At 64.7% G+C, this 25628-nt stretch carries 18 protein-coding genes; 7 read left to right on the top strand and 11 right to left on the bottom strand.

The window, feature by feature from the left end; genetic code table 11:
- Positions 1–19: 19 nt before the first annotated feature.
- Positions 20–901, top strand: coding sequence for an archaetidylserine decarboxylase (gene asd, locus LOZ74_RS04925; RefSeq protein ID WP_230293151.1), 882 nt, complete (start codon positions 20–22; stop codon positions 899–901).
- Here the strand turns inward: asd and LOZ74_RS04920 are convergent.
- From LOZ74_RS04920 to LOZ74_RS04905, 4 genes are all read right to left on the bottom strand, one after another.
- The gene (locus LOZ74_RS04920) at positions 898–2271 is read right to left on the bottom strand and encodes an efflux transporter outer membrane subunit (RefSeq protein ID WP_230293150.1); all 1374 of its coding nucleotides are present in this window, start codon (positions 2269–2271) and stop codon (positions 898–900) included. The two genes, asd and LOZ74_RS04920, sit on opposite strands and share 4 nt — an antisense overlap.
- Positions 2268–5369 (bottom strand): efflux RND transporter permease subunit, encoded by a 3102-nt coding sequence (locus tag LOZ74_RS04915; RefSeq protein ID WP_230293149.1) that lies wholly within the window; start codon positions 5367–5369, stop codon positions 2268–2270. Before LOZ74_RS04915 ends, LOZ74_RS04920 begins: the two co-directional genes overlap by 4 nt.
- Positions 5359–6441 carry an efflux RND transporter periplasmic adaptor subunit gene (locus LOZ74_RS04910; RefSeq protein ID WP_230293148.1) on the bottom strand — a complete coding sequence of 361 codons (1083 nt, stop codon included), beginning with the start codon at positions 6439–6441 and terminating at the stop codon, positions 5359–5361. The genes LOZ74_RS04915 and LOZ74_RS04910 overlap by 11 nt, the downstream gene beginning before the upstream one ends.
- Before the next feature lie 66 nt (positions 6442–6507).
- A complete protein-coding gene (locus tag LOZ74_RS04905; RefSeq protein ID WP_230293147.1) occupies positions 6508–7884 on the bottom strand; it encodes a DUF418 domain-containing protein in 1377 nt (458 codons plus the stop codon).
- Between the two features lie 78 nt (positions 7885–7962).
- Between LOZ74_RS04905 and LOZ74_RS04900 the strand changes: the two genes are divergently transcribed.
- Genes LOZ74_RS04900 through LOZ74_RS04890 form a run of 3 tightly spaced genes read left to right on the top strand, consistent with a single transcriptional unit; the run spans position 7963 to position 10080 of the window.
- On the top strand, positions 7963–8664 hold the full coding sequence (locus LOZ74_RS04900) for a nuclear transport factor 2 family protein (RefSeq protein WP_230293146.1): 702 nt from the start codon (positions 7963–7965) through the stop codon (positions 8662–8664).
- A complete protein-coding gene (locus tag LOZ74_RS04895) occupies positions 8661–9557 on the top strand; it encodes an SDR family NAD(P)-dependent oxidoreductase (protein ID WP_230293145.1) in 897 nt (298 codons plus the stop codon). Before LOZ74_RS04900 ends, LOZ74_RS04895 begins: the two co-directional genes overlap by 4 nt.
- Positions 9547–10080, top strand: coding sequence for a nuclear transport factor 2 family protein (locus LOZ74_RS04890; protein WP_230293144.1), 534 nt, complete (start codon positions 9547–9549; stop codon positions 10078–10080). Before LOZ74_RS04895 ends, LOZ74_RS04890 begins: the two co-directional genes overlap by 11 nt.
- A 21-nt stretch (positions 10081–10101) precedes the next feature.
- Here LOZ74_RS04890 and LOZ74_RS04885 read toward each other — a convergent pair whose 3' ends face one another.
- Positions 10102–11226 (bottom strand): YihY/virulence factor BrkB family protein, encoded by a 1125-nt coding sequence (locus LOZ74_RS04885; protein WP_230293143.1) that lies wholly within the window; start codon positions 11224–11226, stop codon positions 10102–10104.
- A gap of 133 nt (positions 11227–11359) precedes the next feature.
- Here LOZ74_RS04885 and LOZ74_RS04880 point away from each other — a divergent pair, with 133 nt between their 5' ends.
- From LOZ74_RS04880 to LOZ74_RS04870, 3 genes are read left to right on the top strand one after another with little or no spacing between them, the layout of a single operon-like run.
- Positions 11360–13663 (top strand): BamA/TamA family outer membrane protein, encoded by a 2304-nt coding sequence (locus LOZ74_RS04880; RefSeq protein ID WP_230293142.1) that lies wholly within the window; start codon positions 11360–11362, stop codon positions 13661–13663.
- On the top strand, positions 13663–17916 hold the full coding sequence (locus tag LOZ74_RS04875; RefSeq protein WP_230293141.1) for a translocation/assembly module TamB domain-containing protein: 4254 nt from the start codon (positions 13663–13665) through the stop codon (positions 17914–17916). The genes LOZ74_RS04880 and LOZ74_RS04875 overlap by 1 nt, the downstream gene beginning before the upstream one ends.
- Positions 17916–18104, top strand: a complete 189-nt coding sequence (locus tag LOZ74_RS04870) for a hypothetical protein (RefSeq protein WP_230293140.1) — start codon at positions 17916–17918, stop codon at positions 18102–18104. The genes LOZ74_RS04875 and LOZ74_RS04870 overlap by 1 nt, the downstream gene beginning before the upstream one ends.
- On the opposite strand, the gene LOZ74_RS04865 is transcribed toward LOZ74_RS04870, so the two are convergent.
- The 6 genes from LOZ74_RS04865 to LOZ74_RS04840 form a co-directional block, all read right to left on the bottom strand.
- Positions 18101–18757: a YitT family protein gene (locus LOZ74_RS04865; RefSeq protein WP_230293139.1), complete on the bottom strand. Its 657-nt coding sequence runs from the start codon at positions 18755–18757 to the stop codon at positions 18101–18103. The two genes, LOZ74_RS04870 and LOZ74_RS04865, sit on opposite strands and share 4 nt — an antisense overlap.
- A gap of 117 nt (positions 18758–18874) precedes the next feature.
- A complete protein-coding gene (locus LOZ74_RS04860) occupies positions 18875–19339 on the bottom strand; it encodes a hypothetical protein (RefSeq protein ID WP_230293138.1) in 465 nt (154 codons plus the stop codon).
- The gene (locus LOZ74_RS04855; protein ID WP_230293137.1) at positions 19336–20523 is read right to left on the bottom strand and encodes an asparaginase; all 1188 of its coding nucleotides are present in this window, start codon (positions 20521–20523) and stop codon (positions 19336–19338) included. The genes LOZ74_RS04860 and LOZ74_RS04855 overlap by 4 nt, the downstream gene beginning before the upstream one ends.
- A 2-nt stretch (positions 20524–20525) precedes the next feature.
- A complete protein-coding gene (locus tag LOZ74_RS04850) occupies positions 20526–21848 on the bottom strand; it encodes an amidohydrolase family protein (protein ID WP_230293136.1) in 1323 nt (440 codons plus the stop codon).
- Positions 21849–21853: 5 nt separating this feature from the next.
- A complete protein-coding gene (locus LOZ74_RS04845) occupies positions 21854–23167 on the bottom strand; it encodes an amidohydrolase family protein (RefSeq protein ID WP_230293135.1) in 1314 nt (437 codons plus the stop codon).
- 71 nt (positions 23168–23238) lie between these two features.
- On the bottom strand, positions 23239–25611 hold the full coding sequence (locus LOZ74_RS04840) for a TonB-dependent receptor (RefSeq protein ID WP_230293134.1): 2373 nt from the start codon (positions 25609–25611) through the stop codon (positions 23239–23241).
- Positions 25612–25628: the final 17 nt, after the last annotated feature.

Genomic DNA, 25628 nt, shown 5'->3' with positions numbered 1-25628 from the left:
CCCACATGCAGAGACCGATATGATGCTTCGCTCCGCCGTCCAGCGCCTTGCCATGCAAGAGGATCTCAACTTCCTTTTGACCAACCGCATCCCGCGCCATGCGCTGACCCGTTTCATGGGCTGGTTCAGCAAGATCGAGAATCCGGTTGTCAGCAGCGCCTCGATCGCCCTTTGGCGCTTCTTTTGTGACGTTGATCTGACAGATGCGCCCGAAAAGCGCTTTCGCAGCCTGCACGCGGCCTTTACGCGCCCGTTAAAGCCGGGCGCGCGGGTCGTGGATGCCGATCCCGCCATCGTCGCCTCGCCCTGCGATGCCATTGTCGGCGCGCATGGGCGGGTGAAGGACGGACAGGCCTATCAGATCAAGGGGCTGGAGTATTCGCTGGCCGAGTTGCTGGGCGATGCGGCGACGGCGGCGGCATTCGCGGACGGCTGGTTCGTCACATTGCGGCTGACGGCAGGCATGTATCACCGCTTTCACGCGCCGCACGACCTGACGGTCGAGTGCGTGCGCTATATCTCGGGCGACAGGTGGAACGTGAACCCGGTCGCGCTGAAACGGATCGAAAAGCTCTATTGCCGCAACGAACGTGCGCCGATCATCGCGCGGCTGGACGCGGGCGGCGCACGCATCGCGCTGGTGCCCGTTGCCGCCGTGCTGGTCGCCAGCATCCGCCTGCCGTTCCTCGACAGCGAAAAACCTGTCCGCGACGGGGGCGCAGGCGTCCGCCCCGTTTCGGCCCGTTTCGCCAAGGGAGAGGAAATGGGCTGGTTCGAACACGGATCGACCATCGTGGTCCTGTCGCCCCCCGATTGCCCGCCGGTCGCGCTGGAACAGGGCGCGCAAATCCGCATGGGCCAGCCGCTGATGCGCGTGTCCCGAAACAACGATCCGGACTAGGCCGCGCCCTCGCCCTCCGGCCCCGGCGAAGCGGCGGCCAGATGCAGCGCGATATAGGCCCCCGACAGATCGGCCATATTGTCGAGCAAATCCTCGCGGCTGCCGATCAGCTGGCGCTGGGCATCCAGCACGTCGAACAGAGAGGCCAGCCCCTCGCGGTAGAGCGCGTTCGATTGCTCCAGCGCAGCCTCGCTCTGTTCGATGGCGGCGGACAGGGCGACCTCCCGCTGCCCGAATGCATCGATGGCGACCAGCGCGTTTTCGGTTTCGCCCAGCGCGTCCAGAAACGCATAGCGATATTCGGCATAGCGCGCGCCCAGTTCGGCATCGGCGGCATCCACTTCGGCGCGGCGGCGGCCTCCGTCGAACAGGGGTATGTCCAGCGCCGCGCCGACACTGGCAAGGAAATCGTCGAAGAAATCGCCCAGATTGCCCCCGCCCAGCACGATAGAGGCAGGCACGGTCAGCGACGGGCGCAGATCGGCCTGTTCGATGCCGACATTGGCCGCGGCCTCTTGCAAGCGGGCTTCGGCAGCCAGAAGATCGGTGCGCCGCCGCAACAGATCGACCGGCTGGCCCAATGCCGGTCCGCCGCGATAGGCCGGAATCGCGTCGATGCCGCTGGCCCCGTCGGGCGCGAAGGTGCCCGGCGCCTCGCCCAGCAACAGTGCCAGTGCATGCACCGCCTGCGCGCGCTGGATTTCCAGAATGCCGCGCCGCGCCCGCGTTTGCGCCAGATCGGCGGCGGCGCGGCGCACATCCAGATTGGCGGACAGCCCCGCCTCGTACCGCAGGGTCACGACATCCAGAGTCTGTTCCTGCAGCCCCGTCGATTCCTCCAGCAATTCCAGCTGCGCGCCGGTGCGGCGATATTCGACATATTGGCGGGCGATGGCGGCGGCCACGATGCGGCGCTGGTCGGCGCGCAGATAATCCGCCTCGGCATAGCGGGCGGCGGCAGCGCGGATTTCCGCGCCCATCCTTCCGTTGATATCGGGGTCGAATTCCAGAAACAGCCCCGCACTGGCGCTGCTGCGGCTGTTGTCGCCGGTCGCGGTGCCGATATCGGCCGCGCCATCGATGGCGGGCAGACGGTCGCCGCGCTCGGCGCGCAACAGCGCCTCTGCCGCACGCATGCGTTCGCGCGCGGCCGCAATGTCGAGATTGGCGGCCAGCCCCCGCTCGACCAGCGTGTCCAGCACCGGATCGCCGAACCCCTTCCACCAGTCGTCGTCCGTTCCGGCATCGGGCAAATCGGCCGCAAATGCGGGCGGCGCGGCAATATCCGCCCGCGGATCGACCTGCGGACCGGCAGCGCATGCCGACAGCGCGGCCGTGCACAGAAGCAATGCGGGCAAACGGACCCTCATGCCGGTGCCATCGTCATGTCTTCGTCGACTTGCCCGATCTCTTCATTCAGGCGCGCCAGATCCACGCTGCGCGGCTTGCCGAAACGCGCGATGCCCAGATAGATCACGGGGGTCAGGAACAGGGTGAAGACGCCCGCGATGCCCAGCCCGCCGAAAATCACCCAGCCTATCGACTGGCGCGCTTCCGCCCCCGCACCGCCCGCAAGGATCAGCGGCACCGCGCCGACCACGGTGGATATCAGCGTCATCGCAATCGGGCGCAGGCGGATCGCGGCGGCCTCTTCCACCGCTTCGCGCACGCTGCGGCCCTGATGGCGAAGCTGGTCGGCGAATTCGACCACCAGAATGCCGTTCTTGGCCATCAGCCCGATCAGCATGACCAGACCGATCTGCGAATAGATGTTGAGCGACACGCCCGACAGATACAGCGCAAGGATCGCCGCCGCCAAGGCGAAGGGCACGGTCAGCAACACGACCAATGCGCTGGTCAGGCTTTCGAACTGGGCGACCAGCACAAGGAACACGATCACCAGCGCGAACAGATAGGTGACAAGCACGTCGCTCGACGTTTCGTTCAGGCTTTCGGCATCGCCCTGCAGGATCATGTCGATATCGTCGGCCACGGTTTCGTCGGCCAGCCGCTCGATCTCTTCGATTGCCTCGCGCAGCGATACGCCCGATGCGATGTCGGCCCCCACTTCGATCGCGCGACGCTGTTCGGTGCGGTCGAGCTGCGCGGCGACGCCCTGTTCCACCACTTCGGTCACCAGCGACAGCGGCACCATTCCGCCCGATGCGGTGCGGACATACAGGTTCGACAGATCGGCGGGATTGGTGATCGAAACCGCGCGCGATGTAAGGAAGATCGGCACGGCCTGATCGCCCACGTTCAGATCGGCAATCTCCTCGCCCCCGACCATCGCGCTTAACGTTTGCGACAGATCGTCGAGATCGATGCCAAGATCGGACGCGCGCTGGCGGTCGATCCTCAGCGACAATTGCGGCTGGGTCGGCTGATACGAGATATCGGGGTTCGACAATATGTCGGAGCGCGTATCGATCGCCTCTGCCAGAGCCAGCGCGGAACGGTAGATATTGGCATATTCGCCGCCGGTCAGCGCGACTTCCAGCCCTTCGCCCCCGCCCCCGAAGCTGAGCGTGCCGCGCCCGCGCGCATTGGTGCGAGAGCCGGGAATCTCGCGCAGCGGCGGATTGAGCGCGTCCACGATCTCGCTCTGGCTGCGGCTGCGATCGTCCCAGTCGGCCAGCTGCGCGGTGACGCGCAGGCGGTTGGGGTCCCATTGCCCGACGACCGAGAAGGTGCTCTCGATCTCTCCGCTGTCGAGATGGGGCTGCAGGACGCGTTCGATCTCGTCCAGTTCGCGGTCCATAAAGGCAAGGCCGACCCCGTCGGGACCGGTCGCATCCACCTCGATCACGCCGCGATCCTCGTCGGGCACCAGCTCGTTATCCAGCTGCGTATAGAGAAGGCCCGTCAGCGCGGCGACCAGCACGGCGGCGCCCACAACCAGCCTGCCACGGTCGAGGCACCAGACCAGCATCGCCATATAGCGGTCGCGCGCCTTGCCGCCCCAGCGGGTCAGCGCGTCATCCTCTGCCGCGCCATTGGTCAGGTCGATGCGCGCCGCCAGCGCGGGAACAAGCGACAGGGCGATGAAAGAGGAGATCACCACCGCGACCGACAGCACAAACCCGAATTCGCGGAACAGGCGGCCCGTTTCCGATGGCAGAAAGCTGATCGGCACGAACACCGATACCAGCACGGCCGTGGTGGCGACCACGGCGAAGAACACCTGCCGCGTTCCCACGACCGCCGCCGCGCGCCGCCCCAGCCCCTTGTTCTGCAGGCGCTGCGTGTTTTCCAGCACCACGATGGCATCGTCCACGATCAGCCCTGTCGCCAGCACCAGTGCCAGCAGCGTCAGCAGGTTGATCGAAAACCCCATCGCCCAGATGCCTGCGATCACGCCGACCAGTGCGATGGGGATGGTGGTGCTGGGAACGACGGTGGGCCGCCATGCGCGGAAAAAGACCAGCATGGTGCCGATGACGACCAGAATGGTAAAGCCCAGCGTGATCAGCACTTCGCGCACCGAAATCTCGATAAATTCGGCGTCGTCCGAAATCACCTCGACCCGCACATCGTCGAACCGCGCGTTCACCCGTTCGACCGATGCGCGGATGGCATTGGATATCTGGATCGTGTTCGAACTGGCCTGTCGCACCACGCCCATGCCGATCACGCGCTTGCCGTCCAGCCGCACGAATGTCTCGGCATCGGCAGGGGCGAAATCGACATCGGCCACGTCGCCCACGCGCGTATTGCCGGTAATTACCAGATCGCGCAGCAATTGCGGATCGGTGGCGCTCGCCTCTGCCCGCACGACCAGTTCCTGTGCGTTGGACCGGAACGATCCGACCGGCACGTCATAGGGCGCGCGGCGCAGCGCATCGGCGACATCGGTGATGGTAAGGCCGAACCGGTTGAGCCGCGCCGGATCGATCGCCACGCGCATCTGCAATGCGCGTTCGCCGAACAGGTCGATGCTGGCCACGCCCTCGGCCGTCAGCAGTTCGGGGACGATATCGTTCTCGACCAGACGGGTCAGCTCCGCCTCGCCCAGATGATCGCTCAACACCACCAGCCGCATGATCGGCTGCGCATCGGCATCGGCCTTGACGATATTCACCTGCTCCACGCGCTCGGGCAAGTCGCGGGTCACGCGGCTTACTGCCTCGCGCACGTCGGATGCCGCGGTGTCCAGGTCGACACCCGGATTGAATTCGGCCCGCACGCGCGAATTGTTCTCTTCGCTCGACGACCGGATCTGCCGCACGCCGGTGACGCGCGCGACCGCGTCTTCCAGAATGCTCGTCACCTCAGCATCCATGGTTTCGGGCGCGCCGCCGGGCAGGACGGCGGACACCGACACGATCGGGCGGTCGACATTGGGCAATTCGCGCACTTCGACGCCGAACACCGCCGCCAGACCCGCCAGCAGGATCAGCAGGTTGAGCACGCCCACCAATAACGGCCGCTTGACCGCCAGCATGGGCAGGTCGGTCTTATGCTCCATCGCGGCTGTCCGCCTTGCGCAATTGCGCCTTGCCCGCGGGCGGGGCCGCGGGAGCGACAAGGCGGATCGCCTGACCGTCGCGGATTTTCTGTACCCCTTCGACGATCACACGATCGCCGCGAGCCAGCTCTCCGTCGACAAAGGCCAGTCCTTCGCGTCGCGCGGTGATGGTGACGGGCACTTCATGCGCCTTCCCCCCGCGCAGGACGAACAGATGCGAACCTTCGCCGCCCCAGACGATGGCCTCTTCGGGCACGGCGGGTCGCGGCTCTCCGCTGCGGGCGACGGTGACGCGAAAGCTCATCCCCGGGCGCAGGCTGTCGTCGCTGTTGGGCACCGATGCGCGCACGGTGAAATCGCGGCTGTCCTGCGCGACGCGGCTGTCGGTGGCAATGATGGTCGCCGCGATCCGGCGGTCGGGCTGCGCAAAGGGCGTGATCGTCACCGCTTGCCCCGGTTGCAGCGCGCTGAACACGGTTTCGGGCGCGGGGAAATCCACGAACAGCGTGCCGCGCCGGTCAAGCTGGGCAATCGGCGTCGCATCGCTGACGCGGTCGCCCACATCCACTTCGGTCAGCCCGATATGGCCCGAAAAGGGCGCGCGGATCGTGCGGTCGGCCAATTGGGTGCGGGCCTGTTCCAGCGCAACGCGCGCCGATGCCAGCGCGGTCTCTCCCGCCTCGATCTGGCTTTCCGAAATCGCGCCCGTATCCTCGATCCGGCGATAGCGGCCCAGCAACTGGTCCGCTTCGCGCAATTCGACCTCGGCCGCCTCGACCGCCAGCCGCTCGCGCCTTGCGTCCAGTTCGACCAGCACTTGCCCCTTGCGCACGTAATCGCCCGCGGCAAAGCGCACGCGGGTCACCCTGCCCGCCGATTCCGGAAACAGCTCGGCACTGACCGACGCGCGCGCGGTGCCGATCATCTCGGTGTCGATCCGTTGCGGCAGAAAGCGCAAATCCTCGGCGATCACGGGCACGGGGGCCGGTTCGCGATCGCCCTCTGCGCCCGAACATCCCCCCAGTAATAGCGCGGCAAACAGGGGCATTAACGGGGCAAGACGCTGATTCATCGGCACTGCATAACGGGTAAGAACCGTTCGCAAAAGCGCCATATGCCCCCTTTTGACGGGTGGTAATTACTGATACTGCGCTGCCCCCGTCGCGGCAGGGTCCACAGGCACCGGTTTGCGCACCATCGGCTGCCATCGCCAGTATGTCAGCGTGCGCCACACCCATTCCAGCGGGCCAAAGCGGAAATGCCGCAGCCACAGCACGCTCCACACCATTTCGACGACCGCAATGGCCAGAACGATCAGGTAAAGCTGATAGCGTTCCAACATATTATACAGGCCAAAGCCAAAGCCATAGAACAGCAACGTACAGATCAGTGTCTGCGCGATATAATTGGTCAGCGCCATCTGACCCGCCGCCGCGAAGCCGCGCATCAGCCATCGGCACAGCCCCAGCCTGACCACGCAAAGCACCAGCCCCAGATGGCCGAACACCATGGCAAGCCGGCTGATCTGATAGGTTCGCGTTGCCTCTGCTGCGGCCAGCGGCCCGTATTCGCCCGCTTGCAACAGGCCCAGCTCGTACAGGCCCAGCGGGATGCCGATGGCATAGCCCGCCCCCATCATCGCGGCATAGAACCGCGTGCCGCGCCCTGCCGTCAGCACATCCCATTTCAGCAGCGCCATACCGATCAGCATGAACGGCATCATGTCGAACAGCAGGAAATAGGGCGATTCCACCCATTGGAACTGATAGCTGAACGACAATTGCCCCGTCACCGCGTCGAGATAGGAACCGCTGTGCCAGCCGGTGAACATCGCGGTCGTTTCCTCGGTCGGGATCGCAAAGGACGATGCTTCCTGCCAGCCTTCCAGCGCCTCGGCCTGCTCTTCGTCGGGTGTCCCGCCGCCATCGACGATCGCCTGCGCCGCGGCAGCCTTGTGCGACAGTTCCAGCGTGCCGTGATAGCGCATGTTCGACAGGCCCGCCGCGATCAGCAAGGCCGCGATCCCGATGGCGAATTGCCACCGCGCCGGTATCTTGCGCAGCGCGAACAGGAAGAAGCCGCACAGCGCATAGGCGAACAGGATCTCGCCCGTCCACAACAGCACCGTCCAATGCGCGATCCCCGCCAGCAGCAGCCAGGCCATTCTGCGAAAATAGATTTCCGCAGTGGCCAGCCCCGCGCCCGCCTTTTCCATCCGTTCGGTCATCAGCACGATGCCCGCGCCGAACAGCATGGAGAATATGCCGCGCATCGTTCCTTCGAAGCCGACATTCATGATCTCGAACAGGCGCAGGTTCAGCCCCGTGCTGCCCCCGGCCGCCAGCGGATTGCCATAGGCCTGCCAGATCAGCCCGAAGGCCGAGATATTCATCAGCAATATGCCGAACACCGCGATCCCGCGAAGAATGTCGAGCGAATCGATGCGGTCGGCTTTGGTAACGGGCGCGGCGTCAACCGGCGCGCTTACGCCTTCCGTCAGGACGGTACCGGTCATAAAGACCCCCCTTCCCAGGGCAGCACATATGGCCGCGACCCGCATGTGTCGGCGCCGCCCCCGGTTACCGGCGCCCGAATGGCAAAGCGTAATGGGCGCGGTTCCGATTGGCAATCGCGCACCGCCACCGCGATAACCGGTGGCATGACCGTCCCGCGCCTTGCCGATGGCAGGGGCGGGCTGCACCATCCCGACCGGCCAGTGACAGGCGGGCGATCCGCCGCGACGGAGAAGACGATGGACGACGCGCTGCAAGACATGATCGACCGCGAGGCGATCCGCCTGTGCCTTGCCCGCCTAGCCCGCGGTGAGGACCGGCGCGACGCCACGCTGATCCAAAGCTGCTGGTGGCCCGACGCGCGCTTTGATTTCGGCATAAAATCGGGCGATTTCGCGGCCTATCTGGCGTGGGTCGTCCCCGGTGCGCAGGCTGTTCGCAATACCCAGCACTTTCTGGGCCAAAGCCATTTCGAACGCGGCAGCGATGGCGACGACAACCTCTGGCTGGTCGAAACCCCCATGCTGTCGCCCCACCGCATCGCCACCGGGGCCGACAGCGCGCGCGATATCTGCATCGCGGGCCGCTATCTCGACCGTTTCGTCCGGCGCGATGGCGAATGGCGGATCGCGGAACGTTTGCTGCTGTATGACTGGTCGCAGGATTTCGGCGCGGCGGCCGACTGGTCGCAGGGCGTGATGGGCGCGCCGTTCAGTGCGCCGCATTTCGCGGGAAGCGCGCAAGGCGACCATAGCGCGACCTTCTTCGGGAAAAGCCGTTGACCGCCCCGCTGGAGGGAAAGGTCGCACTGGTCACCGGTGCCAGCAGGGGCATCGGCAAGGGCATCGCCCTCGTCCTCGCAGAACAGGGCGCGACCGTCTATGTCACCGGACGAACGGTGAAAGAAGGCGATTACTATCTGCCCGGCACCGTCGGCGGCACAGCGCGCGAATGCGATCGGCGCGGGCGCGGCCATTCCGGTCGCGGGATCGCGGTCGCCTGCGACCATGGCGACGATAGCGCGGTGGCCGACCTGTTCGACAGGATCGAACGCGAACAGGGCAGGCTGGATATTCTGGTCAACAGCGCCACCCGATTGCCCGACGATCTGCTCGATCCGAAACCCTTCTGGGAAAAGCCCCTCTCCAACCTCGACATGTGGCAGGTGGGCGCGCGGTCGTATTATACGGCGTCATGGCATGCGGCAAAGATGATGGCGCGGCAGCGTTCGGGCCTGATCGTGATGATCAGCGGCTATACCGGCGTTACCTATACCTATGGCGTGGCATTCGGTGCGACCAAGGCCATTGTCGACCGCATCGCCCGCGACATGGCGATAGAGCTGGAACCCTATGGCGTCGCCGCGATCTCGCTGTGGCAGGGGCTGACGCTGACCGAAAAGGCCCGCGACAATCTGGCGCGCATGGCAGGCAGCATGACCGCTTCGGTCGCCGGACAGGCAGGCAGCAGCGTCGAGCATCCCGGCCGCGTCATCGCCGCCATGGCCTGCGATCCGGCGATCATGGACCGTTCGGGCGCCACGCTGATCACGGCGGAACTGGCCGACGAATATGGTATAGTCGACATCGACGGCAGCCGCGTCCCCTCCATGCGCGGGAAGCGCGGCAGTCCCTTGTGGCGACCGATCAGAGAGGTGGACTATCATGGCAAATGAAACCGACGCTGCCTTGGAACAATTGCTGGCCAAACAGGCGATCCGCGAATGCCTCGAACAGTTTTGCCGCGGCATGGACCGGTTCGACCGCGACTGCTTCCTTTCGGCCTTTCACGACGATGCGGTGATCGCGGCGGGGCCCTATGTGGGCGATGCGGCGGGCTGCTGGGACTGGGCCATGCCGCTGCACGAACAGGCGCAGGACCGCACGCAGCACGGCTTGTTGCAGTCCGGTATAGATATCGATGGCGATACCGCCCATGCCGAAACCTATTACCGGTTCGTCGGCTGCAACAAGGACGGGTCGCTGCTGATGGCGGGCGGTCGGTATATCGACCGGCTTGAACGGCGCGGCGGGATTTGGCGGATCGCGCTGCGCACCAATCTGGTGGAATGGAGCTGTGCACCGCCCGCGATCCCCTTGCCCTTTGCCGATATGGCGGGCGCGGATGCCAATGGCGTATCGTCGCGCGACATGGATGATCCGTCCTACCGGCGGCCGCTGGTGAACCTGCGATCATGAACCGGCGGCCCTAGACCGGCGCTACTCCGCGCGGGTTTTGCGCATCCGGCGCACGACCGCGCGATGCTGCGTCCGCTCCAGCCATTCCTCCACGCTCAGATTGCCTTCTTCCAGATCGGCCAGCACTGCCCCGCGCTCGCCCATCGGGCGGTCGGGGCCGACGGTGGTATCGCAGCGCACCTGCCGCTCCATTTCGGCATTCAACAGCGCGCCCAAAAGCACGCCATAAGCCGACAGGAACAGCCACATCAGAAACACCACAATGGCCGAAAGCGAGCCATAGGTGGCGTTATAATCGCTGACATAGGCGACATAGGCGGAAAAACCGAAAGAGATCATCAGCCAGACCATCGTCGCGCACAAGGCGCCAGGCGCCAGCCAGCGCCAGCGCGCGGGGCGGCGGTCGGGCGCATAACGCATCACCACCGCAAAGCCGAGGCTGCCCAGCGATATCGCCGCGATCCACGCGACCGCCTTGAAGGTCAGGCCCATGCCGACGCCCAGAAATGCCTCTGAATGGCGTTGCAGCCACGCGAACGCGCCCCCGCTGGCAACGCCGGTAATCGCGATGCCGATGGCCGCCAGCGTCAGCAGCAGGCCGCGCAGGGTCAGCTTTACAAAGCCCCTGCTCTCATGCTCTTCATTGATGACGTTCAGTGCGCCGATAAAGCCGTTCGCGGCGCGCATCGCGCCATAGATCGCGAAAAACAGCGCAATCGCAAGCGCCACGCCGGTCACGCCCTTGCTGGTGCTGACGGCGGCCATCATTTGCCGTTCGATCATGCTGGCGGCATCGGCGGGCAGCACTTCGACAAGGCTGAGCATCTGGCGTTCCACCGTCGATACATCGCCCACCAGACCATAGATCATGACCATCGCGGCCAGCATCGGAGTGATCGCCAGAAAGGTGAAAAATGCCACACCCGCGCCGAGAAGCGACAAATTATGGAAACCCCACATGGTATATACGCGTTTAGCGATCTGCAGCCATGCCGCGCGCGGCAGTTGCAAGGGGGATTTGGCCGCAGCGCCGGGCGCTTCTTCCTTTGAATTTTCCGGGGTGCCGCTTGCCGGTGTCACGGTATCGACACGGTCGGTGTTCAGGCCGTCCGCGCTGTCATAAGGGATTGTTTTGCCGGTATCCAATGCGTCTCGCCTCTCCAGCCTGCGGAACGGAGTTGATGTCACCCTAACGGAGCGTCGCGGATTTTGTGCCGGTCGGCTTGCCGGACCGGCGACCGGACAGCGCCTGCTGACCGGTATTTCCGCGATAGCCGCCATGGCAAGCCTGCTCGCCTTCAGCATGCCCGCTGCGGCGCAGGATGCAACCGGCGATGATGTCCCTGCCCCTCCCCCCGGCATCACCCTGCCAGAGGTCGAGCCCGTCATCAGCGACGAGGAATTCGACAGCACCGTGCCCGATCTGGACAGCGACGATGCGGCAATGGATGCCCCGCTGGAATCGATCGAGGCGTTCGAGCGCCGCATCGCCGCCGAGCAGGGCGACGAGGCGCAGGCTACCCCCCAGACCACAGAAGGCCCCCAGACCACAGAAGGCCCCCAGACCACAGAAGGCCCCCAGACCACGGAGGGACAGGCCGCCCCACTGGACGATCCCGCGCTGGCCGATGGCGATGCGGTCGAGGAAATCGGCGATGCCCCCGTGCGCGACAGCGAACTGGCCGCCCCGCTTCCTCCGCTTGAAACATTCGACGTCGAACCGGTCGAACTGGCCGAGGAAGCGCCATCGGCGGACGAGCCGGTCGAGATCGCCTATGGCATACAGATCAACGGGCTGGAGGACGCCGACAGCGAAACCGATACCGACATGGAGGGTATGTTCAACGGACTCGCCTCGCTGCGCGAAGACGGGCGCAAGGCGGCGAATATGGCGCAGGTTTCCGCGCGGCTGACCGAGGATAGCGCCCTGCTGCAACAGATCCTCAATTCCGAAGGGTGGTATTCGGCAGAGGTGACGACACGGCTCGACCGTGACGATACGGGCGTGACCGCCGTGCTCGACGTTGCCGCGGGGCAGCGGTTCACCTTCTCCGACATCGTGATCGACGCTCCGCCAGTGGTGCCCGAAACGCTGCTGGCCGATAATTTCCCGCTGCAAACCGGTGAACCAATCGTCGCCGCCCGCGTCCAGGGGGCAGAGGCGGGTCTGGCCGTCGCGCTGCCGCAGAACGGCTATCCCTTTGCCAGCATCGGCCAGCGCGATATCCTGCTCGACCAGTATGAAGGCACGGGGCTTTACACCCTGCCCGTCGATCCCGGTCCGCGCACGGCGTTCGGCGGGATCGAAACGACGGGCAATCTTGCCTTCGATGCCGATCATGTCGCCACGCTGGCGCGTTTCGAACAGAGTGAACTCTACAACAGCGACGATGTCGACGATCTGCGCAAGGCACTGGTCGCGACCGGCCTGTTCAATACCGTTTCGGTTACCGCCCGACCTGCCGGCGAGGATGCAGGCACGGTCGAAGGGCCCGACGGCAACGTAGCCCCCGCGCAATATGCCACGATCCTTGTCGAACAGGACGCCGGCCCTGCCCGCACCATCGCGGGCGGCGCGGGTTACGGCACCGATCAGGGCATTCGTGTGCAAGGCAGCTGGACCCATCGCAACATGTTCCCGCCCGAAGGCGCGCTGTCGTTCAATGCCATACTTGGCAGCAGCGAACAGGGCGTAGGCGCCAGTTTCCGCCGGTCGAACGCGGGGCGGCGCGACCGGACCTTTGCGCTGACCGCCGACCTCAACCATTCCGATTACGACGCGTTCGAGGCGTTTACCGGCAGGCTGGGCATCAACTGGAGCTATGGCTCCACCCCGCTGTGGCAAAAACGGCTGAGCTATGCCTATGGCGCGCAGATCATCGGCACGGTCGAGGAATCGTGGGACCCCGATCTGGGCGAGCGTGTGCAGCGCACCTATTTCATCGGCGGGCTGACGGGGCAATTGGGCCTCGACACTACCAACGACCTGCTCGACGCGACGCGCGGTTTCCGGCTGACTACGCTGATCGAACCCGAAGGTTCGCTGCAAGGCAGCTTTACCCCCTATGTCCGCGCGCGGATCGACGGTTCGGCCTATTTCCCCGCCACCGATTCCATCGTGCTGGCCGGTCGCATCGCGCTGGGATCGATACAGGGTATCGCGCGCGGCGATCTGGCCCCGTCGCGGCGGTTCTATTCGGGCGGCGGCGGTTCGGTGCGCGGCTTCGGCTATCAGCAACTGGGCCCGCGTTCGCAGGAACCCAATCCCGATTACGATCCGACCGATCCCGATAATGACGAGGACGAATTCGATTATTATCCCATCGGCGGGCGCAGCATGAACGAGGCTTCGGCCGAAGTCCGCTATCGCTGGGGCAATTTCGGCGTGGTCGGCTTTGTCGATGCCGGACAGGTTTACGAAGAAACCCTGCCGCAATTTTCCGACATCCGTTACGGCGTCGGCATCGGGGGGCGGTATTACACCAATTTCGGGCCGATGCGGCTGGATGTCGCCATGCCGTTGAACCGGCGTGAGGGCGAGAGCAGGTTTGGCCTCTATCTCTCGATCGGACAGGCGTTCTGATGGCAGAGGAAACGACCCCGATGGCCGAAACCACGCCCGAGACGATCCCAACCGGCCATCGCGGGCGGCGCATTGCGAAATGGGCGGCGATCGCGGTGGCGGCGCTGGTCGCACTGGTCGCGGCCCTGCTGCTGCTGATCAATACCGGCCCGGGCAAGCGTTTCCTGATCGGCCAGCTGGAAGCGATGAAATTCGAAAACGGGATGGAGATCGGCATCGGCGCGATCGACGGATCGCTCTATGGCGCGATGGTGGTGCGCGATCTGGAACTGCGCGATCCCCAGGGCGTGTTCCTGACGTCCCCCGAAATCGCGGTCGACTGGCGGCCGTTTCACTTCATCGGCAATCATGTCGATGTCCGCTCGCTGATCAGCCCGCTCGTAACCTTGCAGCGCCTGCCCGAATTCAACGAAACCCCGCCCAGCGACGAACCGCTCCTGCCCGACCTCGATATCGATGTGAACGAATTGCGCGTCGAGCGTTTCGTGGCCGAGGCGCCCGTCGCGGGCGAACGCCGCGTGGTCGGCATCGCGGGCAATGTGCATATCGCCGATGGCCGCGCGCAGGTGAAATTCGATGCCGACACAATGCGCGAGGCCGGATCGAACGCGCCGGGCGGCGACCGGCTGGCGCTGCTGCTGGACGCAGTGCCCGAACAGAACCGGCTGGATTTCGACCTGACACTGGACGCGCCCGGTGACGGGGTGATCGCGGCCATGGCGGGCCTGACCGAGCCATTGGCCGTGCGGGCGGGCGGCGAAGGCGATTGGCAAAGCTGGACCGGAAAGCTCGACGCCGATCTGGCGGGCAGCGAATTCGCGCGGCTTGGCATCACGGCGCGCGACGGCACCTTCGCGGTCGAGGGTCCCACCCGCATCGCCCGCCTGTTCGACGGGCCGACTGCCGCGCTACTGGGGCCGGTCATGTCCATCGACCTGACCGCCGCCTTGCAGGACCGCCGCGCACAATTGTCGGGCGGCGTCGGCAGCGATGCATTCCGGCTGGATACCGATGGCGGGATCGACCTGTCGGACAATAGTTTCGACGGGCTGACCCTGCAATTCGTGCTGTTCAAGCCATCCGCCCTTGCCGAAAATCTGGCGGGGCGCGGCATGAATGCAAAGCTGGCGCTGGACGGCGCGTTCGCTGCCCCTGCTATCGACTACGACATCACCGCGGCCCACATCGCGATGAACGACATGGGGATCGAGAATTTCGCCGCCAGCGGCGCGGCGCGCGTGGATGCGGACCAGATCCTGATTCCCGTCACCGCCAGCGTGGGCCGGATTACCGGCGTCGACACGGTCGCAGGCGGAAAGCTGGAGAATGTCCGCCTGGCAGGCGATATCGCGATCGAGGGCACGCGCATCCTATCGGACAATATGACGATCCGGTCGGACAGGCTGAATGCCGATCTGACGCTGCTGGCCGATACGTCCACAGGCATCTATACCGGCGCGATCGACGGGCGGCTCGACGATTACCGCATCGAAAGCGTCGGCATTTTCGATATCAACACCGACATGGACCTGACGACGGACCGCGACGGCAGCTATGCGCTGGCAGGGCGCGTGGGCGTGCGGTCGCAGCGGATCGACAATGAAAGCCTGGCCGATTTTCTGGGCGGACAGGCCGTGGCGGGCGCCGACATACGCTATGGCGGCGACGGCACGCTGCGGTTCCGCAATCTGCAATTGCAGGCACCCGCCGCCCAGATCAGGGGCGGCTATGGCTCATATTCTCCCGACGGGAAGATCGCGCTGAATGCCGATGCGACGACCGATGCCTATGGCGCGGTGGGCGTGCGCGTGGCGGGCACGATCAGCGATCCCGACGCGCGCATCACGGCAGAACGGCCCGGGCTTGGCATCGGCCTTGCCAATCTGAACGCGCGGGTGACCGGCGCACGGGTTAATGGCGCAGGGCCCGGCTATCGCCTCGTCGCCGATGGCGATACCGATTACGGCCCGCTGACCGCCGATGTGGTGCTGGGCGTGGGCGACGTGACCACACTGGACATTACGCGCGCCGATCTGGGCGGGATCGGATTTGCCGGATCGCTGCGCCAGACCCCTGCCGGCCCCTTTGCGGGACAGTTGACGGCCAACGGGCAGGGACTGGGCGGCGTGGTCCGCCTGTCGGCAGCGGGTGCGTATCAACAGGCGCTGATCAATCTGCGCGCAAAGGATACGCAGCTTCCCGGCCCCGGCAATTTCGCGGTGGGATCGGCCATCGTCGATGCGCGGGTCGTGCTGTACGACCAGCCACTGGTAAAGGCCGATGCCCAGCTGTCAGGATTTACCTATGGCACCACGCGGCTGGCCGCGGGGCGGGTCAAGGTCGATTACCGCGACGGACGCGGTAATGCGCAACTGCTGGCCGAAGGGGTCGCGGGCGTGCCGTTCAGGCTGTCGGCCAATGCCGATCTGCAACCCGAAATGTGGCGCATTGCCGCCAAAGGGCGCGCACGCGGGATCGATTTCGCCACCGCCAGCCCGCTGCGCATCGTGCCCGGCAAGGCCAGCTATGAACTGTTGCCCGGCAAGATCGATGTCGGTGGCGGTCACATCCAGCTGGCGGGCGAATATGGCACCGGCATGAAACTGCAAAGCCGGATGGAAGGGATCGACATATCGCTTGCCAATGCATTCTCCCCCGCATTGGGCGTGGGCGGCAAGGCCAGCGGCAGTTTCGATTTCCAGCAAGCATCGAGCGGCGCATTCCCGCGGGCCGATGCGCGCATCCGGATCGACGAATTCACCCGAACGACTGCCGCCGCCGTCAGCCAGCCCGTCGATATCAACTTCGTCGGCAAGCTGCTGCCCGACGGGGGCGAGGCGCGCGCTGTCCTGCGCAGCCGTGGCACGGTGATCGGCCGCCTCGTCACCTCGCTCCGCCCGCTGCCGCCCGGATCGGGGGATTGGGTCACACGGCTGATGTCGGCTCCGCTGGGCGGCGGTTTCCGGTACAACGGCCCCGCCACCACGCTGTTCTCCTTCGCGGGCATGGCGGACCAGACGCTGACCGGACCTATCGCGCTCGCGGCCGATTTCTCGGGCCGGGTCAGCCAGCCGCAACTGGCAGGCATCGTGCGCGGCAAGGATCTGGTCTATGAAAACCACACCTATGGCACGCGCCTGTCGCGCATGGCCATAAACGGGCGGTTCACCGGCAGCCGGTTCGAGATCGAGAGCTTTAACGCGCGCGCGGGTGACGGGACGGTTTCGGCCAAGGGCTTTGTCAGCCTGGCCGAGGCAGAGGGCTATCCCATGGATATTTCGGTCGACATGGACCGCGCGCAACTGGCCGACAGCAATGCGCTGGCCGCGACGGCCACGGGCAATATCGCGCTGACCAAGCAGGCGGGGCAAACCGCGCTGCTGGCGGGGACGATCCGCTTGCCCGAAACGCGTTACCAGATCGTCACGCAGGCCGCTGCAGAGGTACCCACGTTAAAGGGCGTGCGTTTCAAACCGCCGCGCGGTCCGGTGCGGATCACCGGCGACGAACCTTCCGAACCGCAGCCGGGCATGTTCGATCTGGTGCGTCTGGACCTGTCGGTGAAAGCGCCCGAAAAGCTGTATGTATCGGGCATGGGGCTGGAGAGCGAGTGGAGCGCCGACCTGAAGCTGTCGGGCACCAGTGCGGCCCCGCGCCTTGCCGGTAGCGTCGAGCTGGTGCGCGGCACATTGGGCTTTGCGGGCCGGTCGTTCGAGCTGGAGAACGGCGACATCGACTTTACCGGCGGCGCCACGATCGACCCGACGATCGACATCGCCGCCAGCGACGAGATCGAGGATGTGACCGTGCGCGTCAACGTAACCGGCCGCGCCTATGATCCGCAGATCGCGTTCAGCAGCACGCCCGGCCTGCCGCAGGACGAGATCGTGTCGCGCATCCTGTTCGGCAGCTCGGTCGGGAACCTGTCGACGATACAGGCCGTGCAACTGGCCGCATCGCTCAATTCGCTGCGCGGCGGGGGCGGCGGGCTGAACCCGCTGGGCACATTGCGTTCGGCCACCGGCGTTGATCGTCTGCGCATTCTGGGCGGCGACGACGATACCGGACGCGGCACCGCGCTGGCGGCGGGGCAATATCTGACCGACGACATCTATGTCGAGCTGATCACCGACGCACGCGGCTTTACCGCAACCCAGCTGGAGGTGGCGCTGACCCCTGCCCTGTCGGTACTGAGCCAGGCAGGCGGATCGTCGGCGGTCGATGTGTCGGTGCAATATAGAAAGGATTACTGATGCGCGCCGCTGCCTGCATTGTCCTGCTGGCCCTGTGCGCCTGTAGCGCGGAGCCCGATTTCGACGAACGCTTCGAAAAGGCCGACGCCGAGACGCGGCAGCTGGCGCAGGAGATCGACGGTCAGTTGCAGGAACCCGCCAACGACCGGACGGAACCGGCCGGCGCTATGGCCCGCCCTGCGCGCTAGCTGCGGTGAAACGCATAGAGGACAAGATTGACGCAGGCCGCGCTGAGCGCCGAGAGCAGGGCCGATAACCAGCCGAACACGGGGATCGAGGCAAGGATGACGATCAGGTCGATCGCCGCGCCCTGAAGTCCCATGTTCCAGCCGAATCGCCGGTTCAGCGTGATCATCAGGATCACCGTCCCCCCCACGCCTGCGGCATGGCGCGTGGCGAACAGTACGCCCAGCCCGATCAGGCTGCCGCCCATGACCGAACCGATCACCGGATCCAGCGAGCGTATGTCGATATGACGCGCGACCAGTGTGCCGAATGTGACGATACCGATGGTCACCGCGAAAGACCGGATCGCGAATTCGCGGCCCATCATCGCCCATGCCACGGCAAAAAACGGGATGTTGAACAGGCCGAATAACAGGCTGGGGTTAACCGGCACCAGATGGGCCGCCAACAGGGCGATGCCTGCGACGCCCGATGTCACCAGCTGGCACTGGTGCAGGAAAATCAGGCCCAGCGATATGGTAACCCCCGCCAGCGCATAGCCATAGAGATCGACCCACATCAGTCCGAACAGCCAGCGATGGCCAGCCGCCTTGCGGGTCTTTTCCGACCCCCGATCGGCATTGGCGGATATGGCGGGTTTCTCGGCTTGTGACATTTCCGGCTATCCGGACCCGACCGGAGGTGCGGGTCGTTGGTTCAGGGCACGGCTTTCGCACCTGCCGGCCTGGTGTCCGGCAGTCGGGCATGTTTCTGTCGTCGAAATCGGGTCCGGTCAGGCGGGCGGAGCAATCCATGACGCATCGTGAAGGCGATAGAACACGCCCCCCTGCCGCGCCCGCACCAGTTCAAGCCGTCCGCGCAGTGTGACGACCCCTGCCACCGGCGATGGCGCGTCACCGGCATCGACCTCCATCCGCATGTTGGGTCCGCTGTCGAGGTGGAATACGCAATCCACCTCGCTGCCATAAAGGGTGAAGCGGTTCCCCGTGTCGTCGGGCATGCGATAGCCGGCGATGGTAACGAGCGTGCCGTCCAGTGCCTCAACCTCCGGTCCGAACTGCGGGGCAAGCCGGTTGACGCCATTCGCGTCGACCCATGGCACCGCCGCCGTTCCGGCCAGCAATTCCCATGATAGTCCGCCATCGGGCGCAGGGGCAAATCCGTGCGGACCATGGGCGAAGGCCGGAACAGACGATGCCAATGCGGCCGCGGCGGCGAGAAGATAGCGAAATGTCATTTCGTATGCCCGCCATCGGGCGACATGTCGAAATCGGGGCGACCGATGGTGAGGAACCAGCCCTTGATCACGTCCTCGTCCGCGCCGGTCGCAAGGCCCAGTTGCAGCAGCATGCGGGCCTTTTGCGGCAGCAGATCGCCAGCGGGCAACACGCCCGGCCCGCTGCCATAGGAACTGCCCGATCCGGTGCGATTGGCCGACACGAACAGCACGCCCCTTGCAATGGCTGAGTCCCGCGCCGCTTTTTGTTCTGCCGACAGTCCGCCCCCGCCCGTGCCTGCGGTTACGATGCCCTTGACCCCGGCATCGACGAGGCCGGAAATCGTCTCGCCCGCGGCATCGACATAGGAATAGGCGACATCGACGCGCGGAATATCCGATACGGCGATGCTGTTCATGTCGAACGGCGTGGCCCATTCCGGCGTCTTGCAATCCAGCACGCGCGCGGGGGCGTGGATCGCGCGGATGCGGTCCTCGTCCACCCAGCCCAGAGTTCCGGTACGGCGGGCCTGAAACGTATCCATGCGGACTGCGTCCGACTTCGTCACCTCGCGCGCGGCGAAGAAACTGTCGTCCATCATGATGACCGTGCCATAGCAGGTCGTCTTCTGGCTGGCGGCCAGACGGATCGCGTTGAACAGATTGCCCTCGCCGTCCCACGAGGCGGTATTGGCCTGCCGCATCGATCCCGTCACGACGACCGGCTTGTCGCTGCGCAGCGTCAGGTCGAGCCAGTAGGCGACTTCCTCCATCACGCTGGTGCCGGTGGTGACCACCACGCCCTGCACGTCGGGCTCTGCCAGCGATTTGTCGATCGCCAGTGTCAGTTCGTGCAGATATTCGGTGGTGATATCCTGCGATCCGATATCCGATGCCTTGAGGATCGAGACATTGGCGATATCCGCGATCTCGGGCTGGAGCCGCTCGACCAGACTCTCGATCGAAATGCGCGGCGTGTCATAGCTTTGGTACCGGAACCGGCCCTTGGCGGTGGACACGATCGTGCCGCCAAGTCCGACCACGCGAATACCCGGCAATGCGGGATCGACCGAAGCGGGAGGCACGATCTCGTCCCCCACCGCGACGGGTGTGGACGGCTTGATTTCCTCTGCGTGGAGCGCGGGGGAAATGGCGGCCAGCGACAGGGTTGCGGCAATGCCCGCTGCGAATGCATGCCTGTTCATGGTCATTTCGCCACCGTCATATGGCCGTCCTGCTTGAAGACCGTGCCCCCCTGCATGACGAAGCCCACAGTGTGAAGCACGGTAATATCGGTCAGCGGGTTACCGTCGACCGCGACAATATCGGCAAAACGGCCCGCACGGATCGCGCCGACATCCTCTTCGGCACCCAGCAGTTCGGCGGCATTGGACGTGCCCGCGATAATCGCATCCATCGCCGGGATTCCAGCCTCGACCATATACTGGAACTCGAACGCATTCTCGCCATGCGGGCGATAGCCGAGCTGGTCGGTGCCCAGCGCGATCTTCACCCCTGCCTCCCATGCGTTGACGGCATTGGCCTTCATGGTCGGCGTCACGTTCTGCGCCTTCCACACCACATCGGGAGAGAAGCGGTCGGGGTTCTTGCGGGTTTCCTCGGCGATTTCCAGACCGGCGAACAGGGTCGGCACCATGAATGTGCCGTGTTCCTTCATAAGCCGGTAGGTCTCGGCATCGGAATAGGTGCCGTGTTCGATGGAATCGACGCCGTCGCGCACGGCTGCGTCGATGCCCGGCTTGCCATGCGCGTGGGCCGCGACCTTCATGCCCAGCATATGGGCGGTATCGACCACCGAGGTAATCTCGGGATCGCTCATGGTCTGGATATTCACGTCGGTATTGGTGCTGGCGACGCCGCCGGTGACGGTAATCTTGATCAGATCGGCGCCGCGTTTCTGCATCGTGCGGACCGCCTTGCGCGCCTCGTAAACACCAGAGATGACCGGCAGGGTCAGCGAATCGTCGCTGCGGCTCCATCCGGAATCGAGCCGGTTGAACGGATCGCCATGACCGCCCGTGGGCACGATGGAATATCCCGCAACGAACAGCCGCGGACCGATGACCTGCCCGTCGTCGAAGCCCTGCTTCAACGCGCGGAGAACGTCGATATTGCCGCCCACGTCGCGGATGGTGGTGAAACCGCCCGCCAGCGTGGCGCGCATGTTGCGCATGCTTTCGAACACCTGCTTTTCGGCAGTGCCGCCCATACGGTCGCGGCGTGCATCGCCGCCGGTGATATGGTCGTGGCAATCGATAAAGCCCGGCAGCACGGTCGAACCGGACAGATCGATGATTGCCACGCCTTCGGGGCTCTGGAACCCGTCGACGACCGACATGATCCGGTCCCCGTCGATCAGGATAGAGACATTGCTGCGCGTCTGGCGGCTGATCCCGTCGATCAGCGTTCCGGCATGGATCACCTTGTCCTGCGCCAGGGCGGGACCGGCCGACAGCGCCAGCAGCGAAGCCGCAAGCAGAGCCGATGTTTTGCGTGTTTTGCCCATCATGCGCCTCAATCCTCGATCACCGGCGCGCCGCCGGTTTTATAGACATGGCCGCCCTTCATCACAAAGCGGACGCGTTGCAATTCGGTGATGTCCGCCAGCGGATCGCCCGCAACGGCGACGATATCGGCCAGCTTGCCCGTTTTCAGCCGCCCCAGATCGTCCGCGCCCAGCAGGTCTGCGGCATTGCCGGTGGCAGCGATGATGGCATCCATCGGGGTCATCCCCGCTTCGGTCATATAGACGAATTCCATCGCGCTATCGCCCAGTGGCTTGTACCCAAGCTGGTCGGTGCCCAGCGCGATCTTCACACCATAGCGATAGGCGCGGGTCAGATTGCCTGACATCTGCGGCGTCACATTGATCGCCTTGTCGCGCACGTCGGGCGGGAAATTATCGGGATTGTTGATCGCCTGCTCGCGGATCTCGTTCGCGGCATACAGCGTGGGCACCATATAGACGCCCTTTTCCTTCATGATCTTATAGTCGCCCTCGTCCGAATAGGTGCCGTGTTCGATGGAATCGACACCCGCCAGCAACGAGGCGCGAATGCCCGTGTGGCCGTGGGCATGGGCGGCGACCGTCATGTTCAGCGAATGGGCCGTATCGACGATCGCTTCCAGCTCGTCCTCGGCCAGAACCTGGCGGTTGACGTCGACGCCGGTCGACGCAACGCCGCCACTGGCATTGATCTTGATCGCTTCGGCCCCGCGCTGGCGCCGTTCGCGCACCGCCTTGATCGCTTCGTCGGGGCTGTTGACGATATTCGACGTATCGGCTCCGTCCAGCCGCACCCAGTTCGGGTCCATCGCCTTCGAAAAATCCGCCGGACCGCCCGTGGGCGTCAGCGAATAGCCGGTGAATTTCATGCGCGGCCCCGGAATTATACCCGAATCGATCGATTCCTGCGTCGCTTTCAGCACGTCGATATTGCCCGAAACATCGCGCACATAGGTAAAGCCCGACATCAGGATCGCGCGCATATTGGCGGCGGTCTGGATCGCGATGCGTTCGGGCAGCACCGCCATGCGGTTGCGCGAACGCAGGCCGCCGGTCACATGCGAATGCACGTCGAACATCCCCGGCAGCACGGTCGAGGATGACAGATCGATCACCTCGAACCCCTCGGGCGTGGTGAAACCGTCCTCGATCGCGGCGATCCGGTCATCGTCGACGATGATGGTGACATTGGTCCTGACCTTTTGGGTATGACCGTCGATCATGCGGCCCGCATGGATCGCGTAATCGTCGGCAAGGGCCGGTGTCGCGGACAGGATCGCCGCGAGTGCAAGCCCCTGTTTCAGCGCATTGCGAGTGAACATGTACAAAGCTCCGGGGTGTGCCGGACGGGGAGAATGAGGGAAACCCCGCCCGGCTGTTCAGGGACGGTCGATCAGAAACGCTTGCGCAGTTCGATACCGATCGTCCTTGGCGTAAGGCCCATGCCGCGCACCGCGCCCGAGCCGAACAGAGTGCCGCTTCCCTTGCTGGTCAGCGCCATTTCGTTCAGCATGTTGTTGACGAACAGATAGGCGCCCCAGTCGCCCTCGATCTGCTCGACGCCGATGCGGCCGCTCAGTTCGGTATAGGCAGGCAGGTAATAGCGGTAGGGATTGTCGTAATCGAACGATGTCCAGATGCCGCCCGTATGCGCCGCATCCAGCCGGACAAGGCCGTCCATCGTATCGCTGAGCGGCTTCACATATTCCGCACCCAGCTGCCATGTCCATTCGGGCACGCCCGTGATCGGATCGCCTGCCTTGCCGCTCGCAGAGAACACGTCGGTGACCTGATCCTCGACCAGCTTGGCATCGGCATAGGTCAGGTTGCCCCTGATGTTCAGACCGGGCAGCGGGTTGAGGTTCGCCTCGACCTCTACCCCGCGGACACGGGCCGCGCCGGCGTTGGAAATGAAGCTGAAGGTCGAACCGGTCGATTGTGCATCGGCCTGACCGCTGACCTGAATGTCGGACCAGTCGATCTGGTACACGTCGAAATTCAGCGTGAGCATGCGGTCGAACAATTGCGACTTCACGCCGATCTCATAGCTCCACAGGCTGTCCGAGGCATAGGGCCCCAGTTCGGCAGGAAGGCCGATGACCTGGTTGACGCCGCCCGGACGGAAGCCTTCCGATGCCGAGGCATAGATCATCAGGTCGGGATTGACCTGGTAATCGGCGCCGAACTTGAACACCCACCCCTTGTCGCCGGCTTCGGCCGTATCGGCCTCGCCCTGCACCGCGCCGATGATGATATTGCCGATCATCGCCTCGCCGGTCACTTCACGGTCGAATTTGTACCAGCGCGCACCGGCGGTCAGGTTCAGCCCGTCGATCACTTCGAAGCTGCCTTCGCCATAGGCGGCGGTCTGCTCCAGCGTGTCGAGGATCTGGCGGCGGAAAATCACCGATGCCGGTGCGACCACCTCGCCATTGGCCATGCGCGGCTCTGTCGACAAGGGCTTGATGACGCGGCCGGTCTGCTCGTCGACCAGCACGACATTCGAATAGATGTCGCCGTCGCGCTTGGAGTGGAACAGGCCCACCGTCCAGTCGAGACGTCCGTCGCCGTTCGACGAAAGGCGGATTTCCTGCGTATCGGCCTCGGTCGTCTGCTGCGAATAGGCCGCCGACGGGCTCTGCGACAGGGCGAAGGTGCGATAGTCCTCGAGCTGGTCGGCATCGCAGCTTTCCACGCCGATATAGGTGGCGCAGCGGCTGGCGTTCGACTGCTGGGCGATGAAGAAATTGCTCGAATCCGATGTGTAGTCGAGATAGCGTTTCTGGTGCGAGACCGTGCCCGACAGCGTGGCGAACCCGAAATCATACTCGCCGCTCAGCGTGAACAGGTCGAGGTCGTCGGCATTCTCGTGCAGGGACAGCCATGCCGCGTCATAGGCGGGCGAGACGACTTCATTGTCCTGACCCCACAGGAAATTGTTCACAAAGCCGCTATAGCGCTGGATATAGGCCATGCCGTCGATGGTCAGATCGTCGGTCGGCTGGAAACGCAGCATGACGCGGCCGCCATAGCTTTCGTAATCGTTGATGTTCTTCAGATCGCGCCACGAATTGTCGATCCAGCCATCACGCTCGCGATAGAAGCCCACGACGCGCACGCCCAGCACATCCGATACGATCGGCGCATTGACCATGCCATAGACTTCGCCGCCAAGTCCGCCGCCGTCGACGGTGGTGCCCATCAGCTGCGCCGCGCCTTCATATTCGTTCAGATCGGGCTTGGCATAGATCAGCCGCACGGTACCGGCCATCGATGCCGAACCGTAAAGCGTACCCTGCGGGCCGCGCAGAACCTCGATCCGTTCGACGTCGAACAGGCGCACGTCGGGATTGGCCGAACCGGCCGAATTGTTCACGCCCACCGGGCTGATCAGCGGCGTATCGTCGTAATAGAGGCCGACGACCGGCTCGCCCGATGCGTTGATATTGCGCAGGGTGATGCGCGCACCGCCATTGCCGCCTTCGGAAATGCGCAGGCCCGGGGCCACGCGGTTCAGCTGGAAGACGTCGGTGACATTGGCATCGGCCAGCGTCTCGCCCGTTACAGCGGTGATGGCGAGCGGCGTTTCCTGCACGGTGGTCGACCGCTTCAGCGCGGTTACGACGATCGCGCCGTCGTCGTGCATGTCGCCATCGGCAACCGAAGCGCCGGTGCCGTCCTGTGCAAGGGCAGGTGCCGCAAACAGGATGCAACCGGCGAGAAGTGCAGAGCGCCGCAGGCTGCAGCGCATATCAAAATTCAACATGTAACAGGTTCCCCTTA

The sequence above is a fragment of the Croceicoccus sp. Ery5 genome (genome assembly GCF_020985325.1).
Classification (GTDB): domain Bacteria; phylum Pseudomonadota; class Alphaproteobacteria; order Sphingomonadales; family Sphingomonadaceae; genus Croceicoccus.
This window is presented reverse-complemented; position numbering and strand designations above follow the sequence as displayed.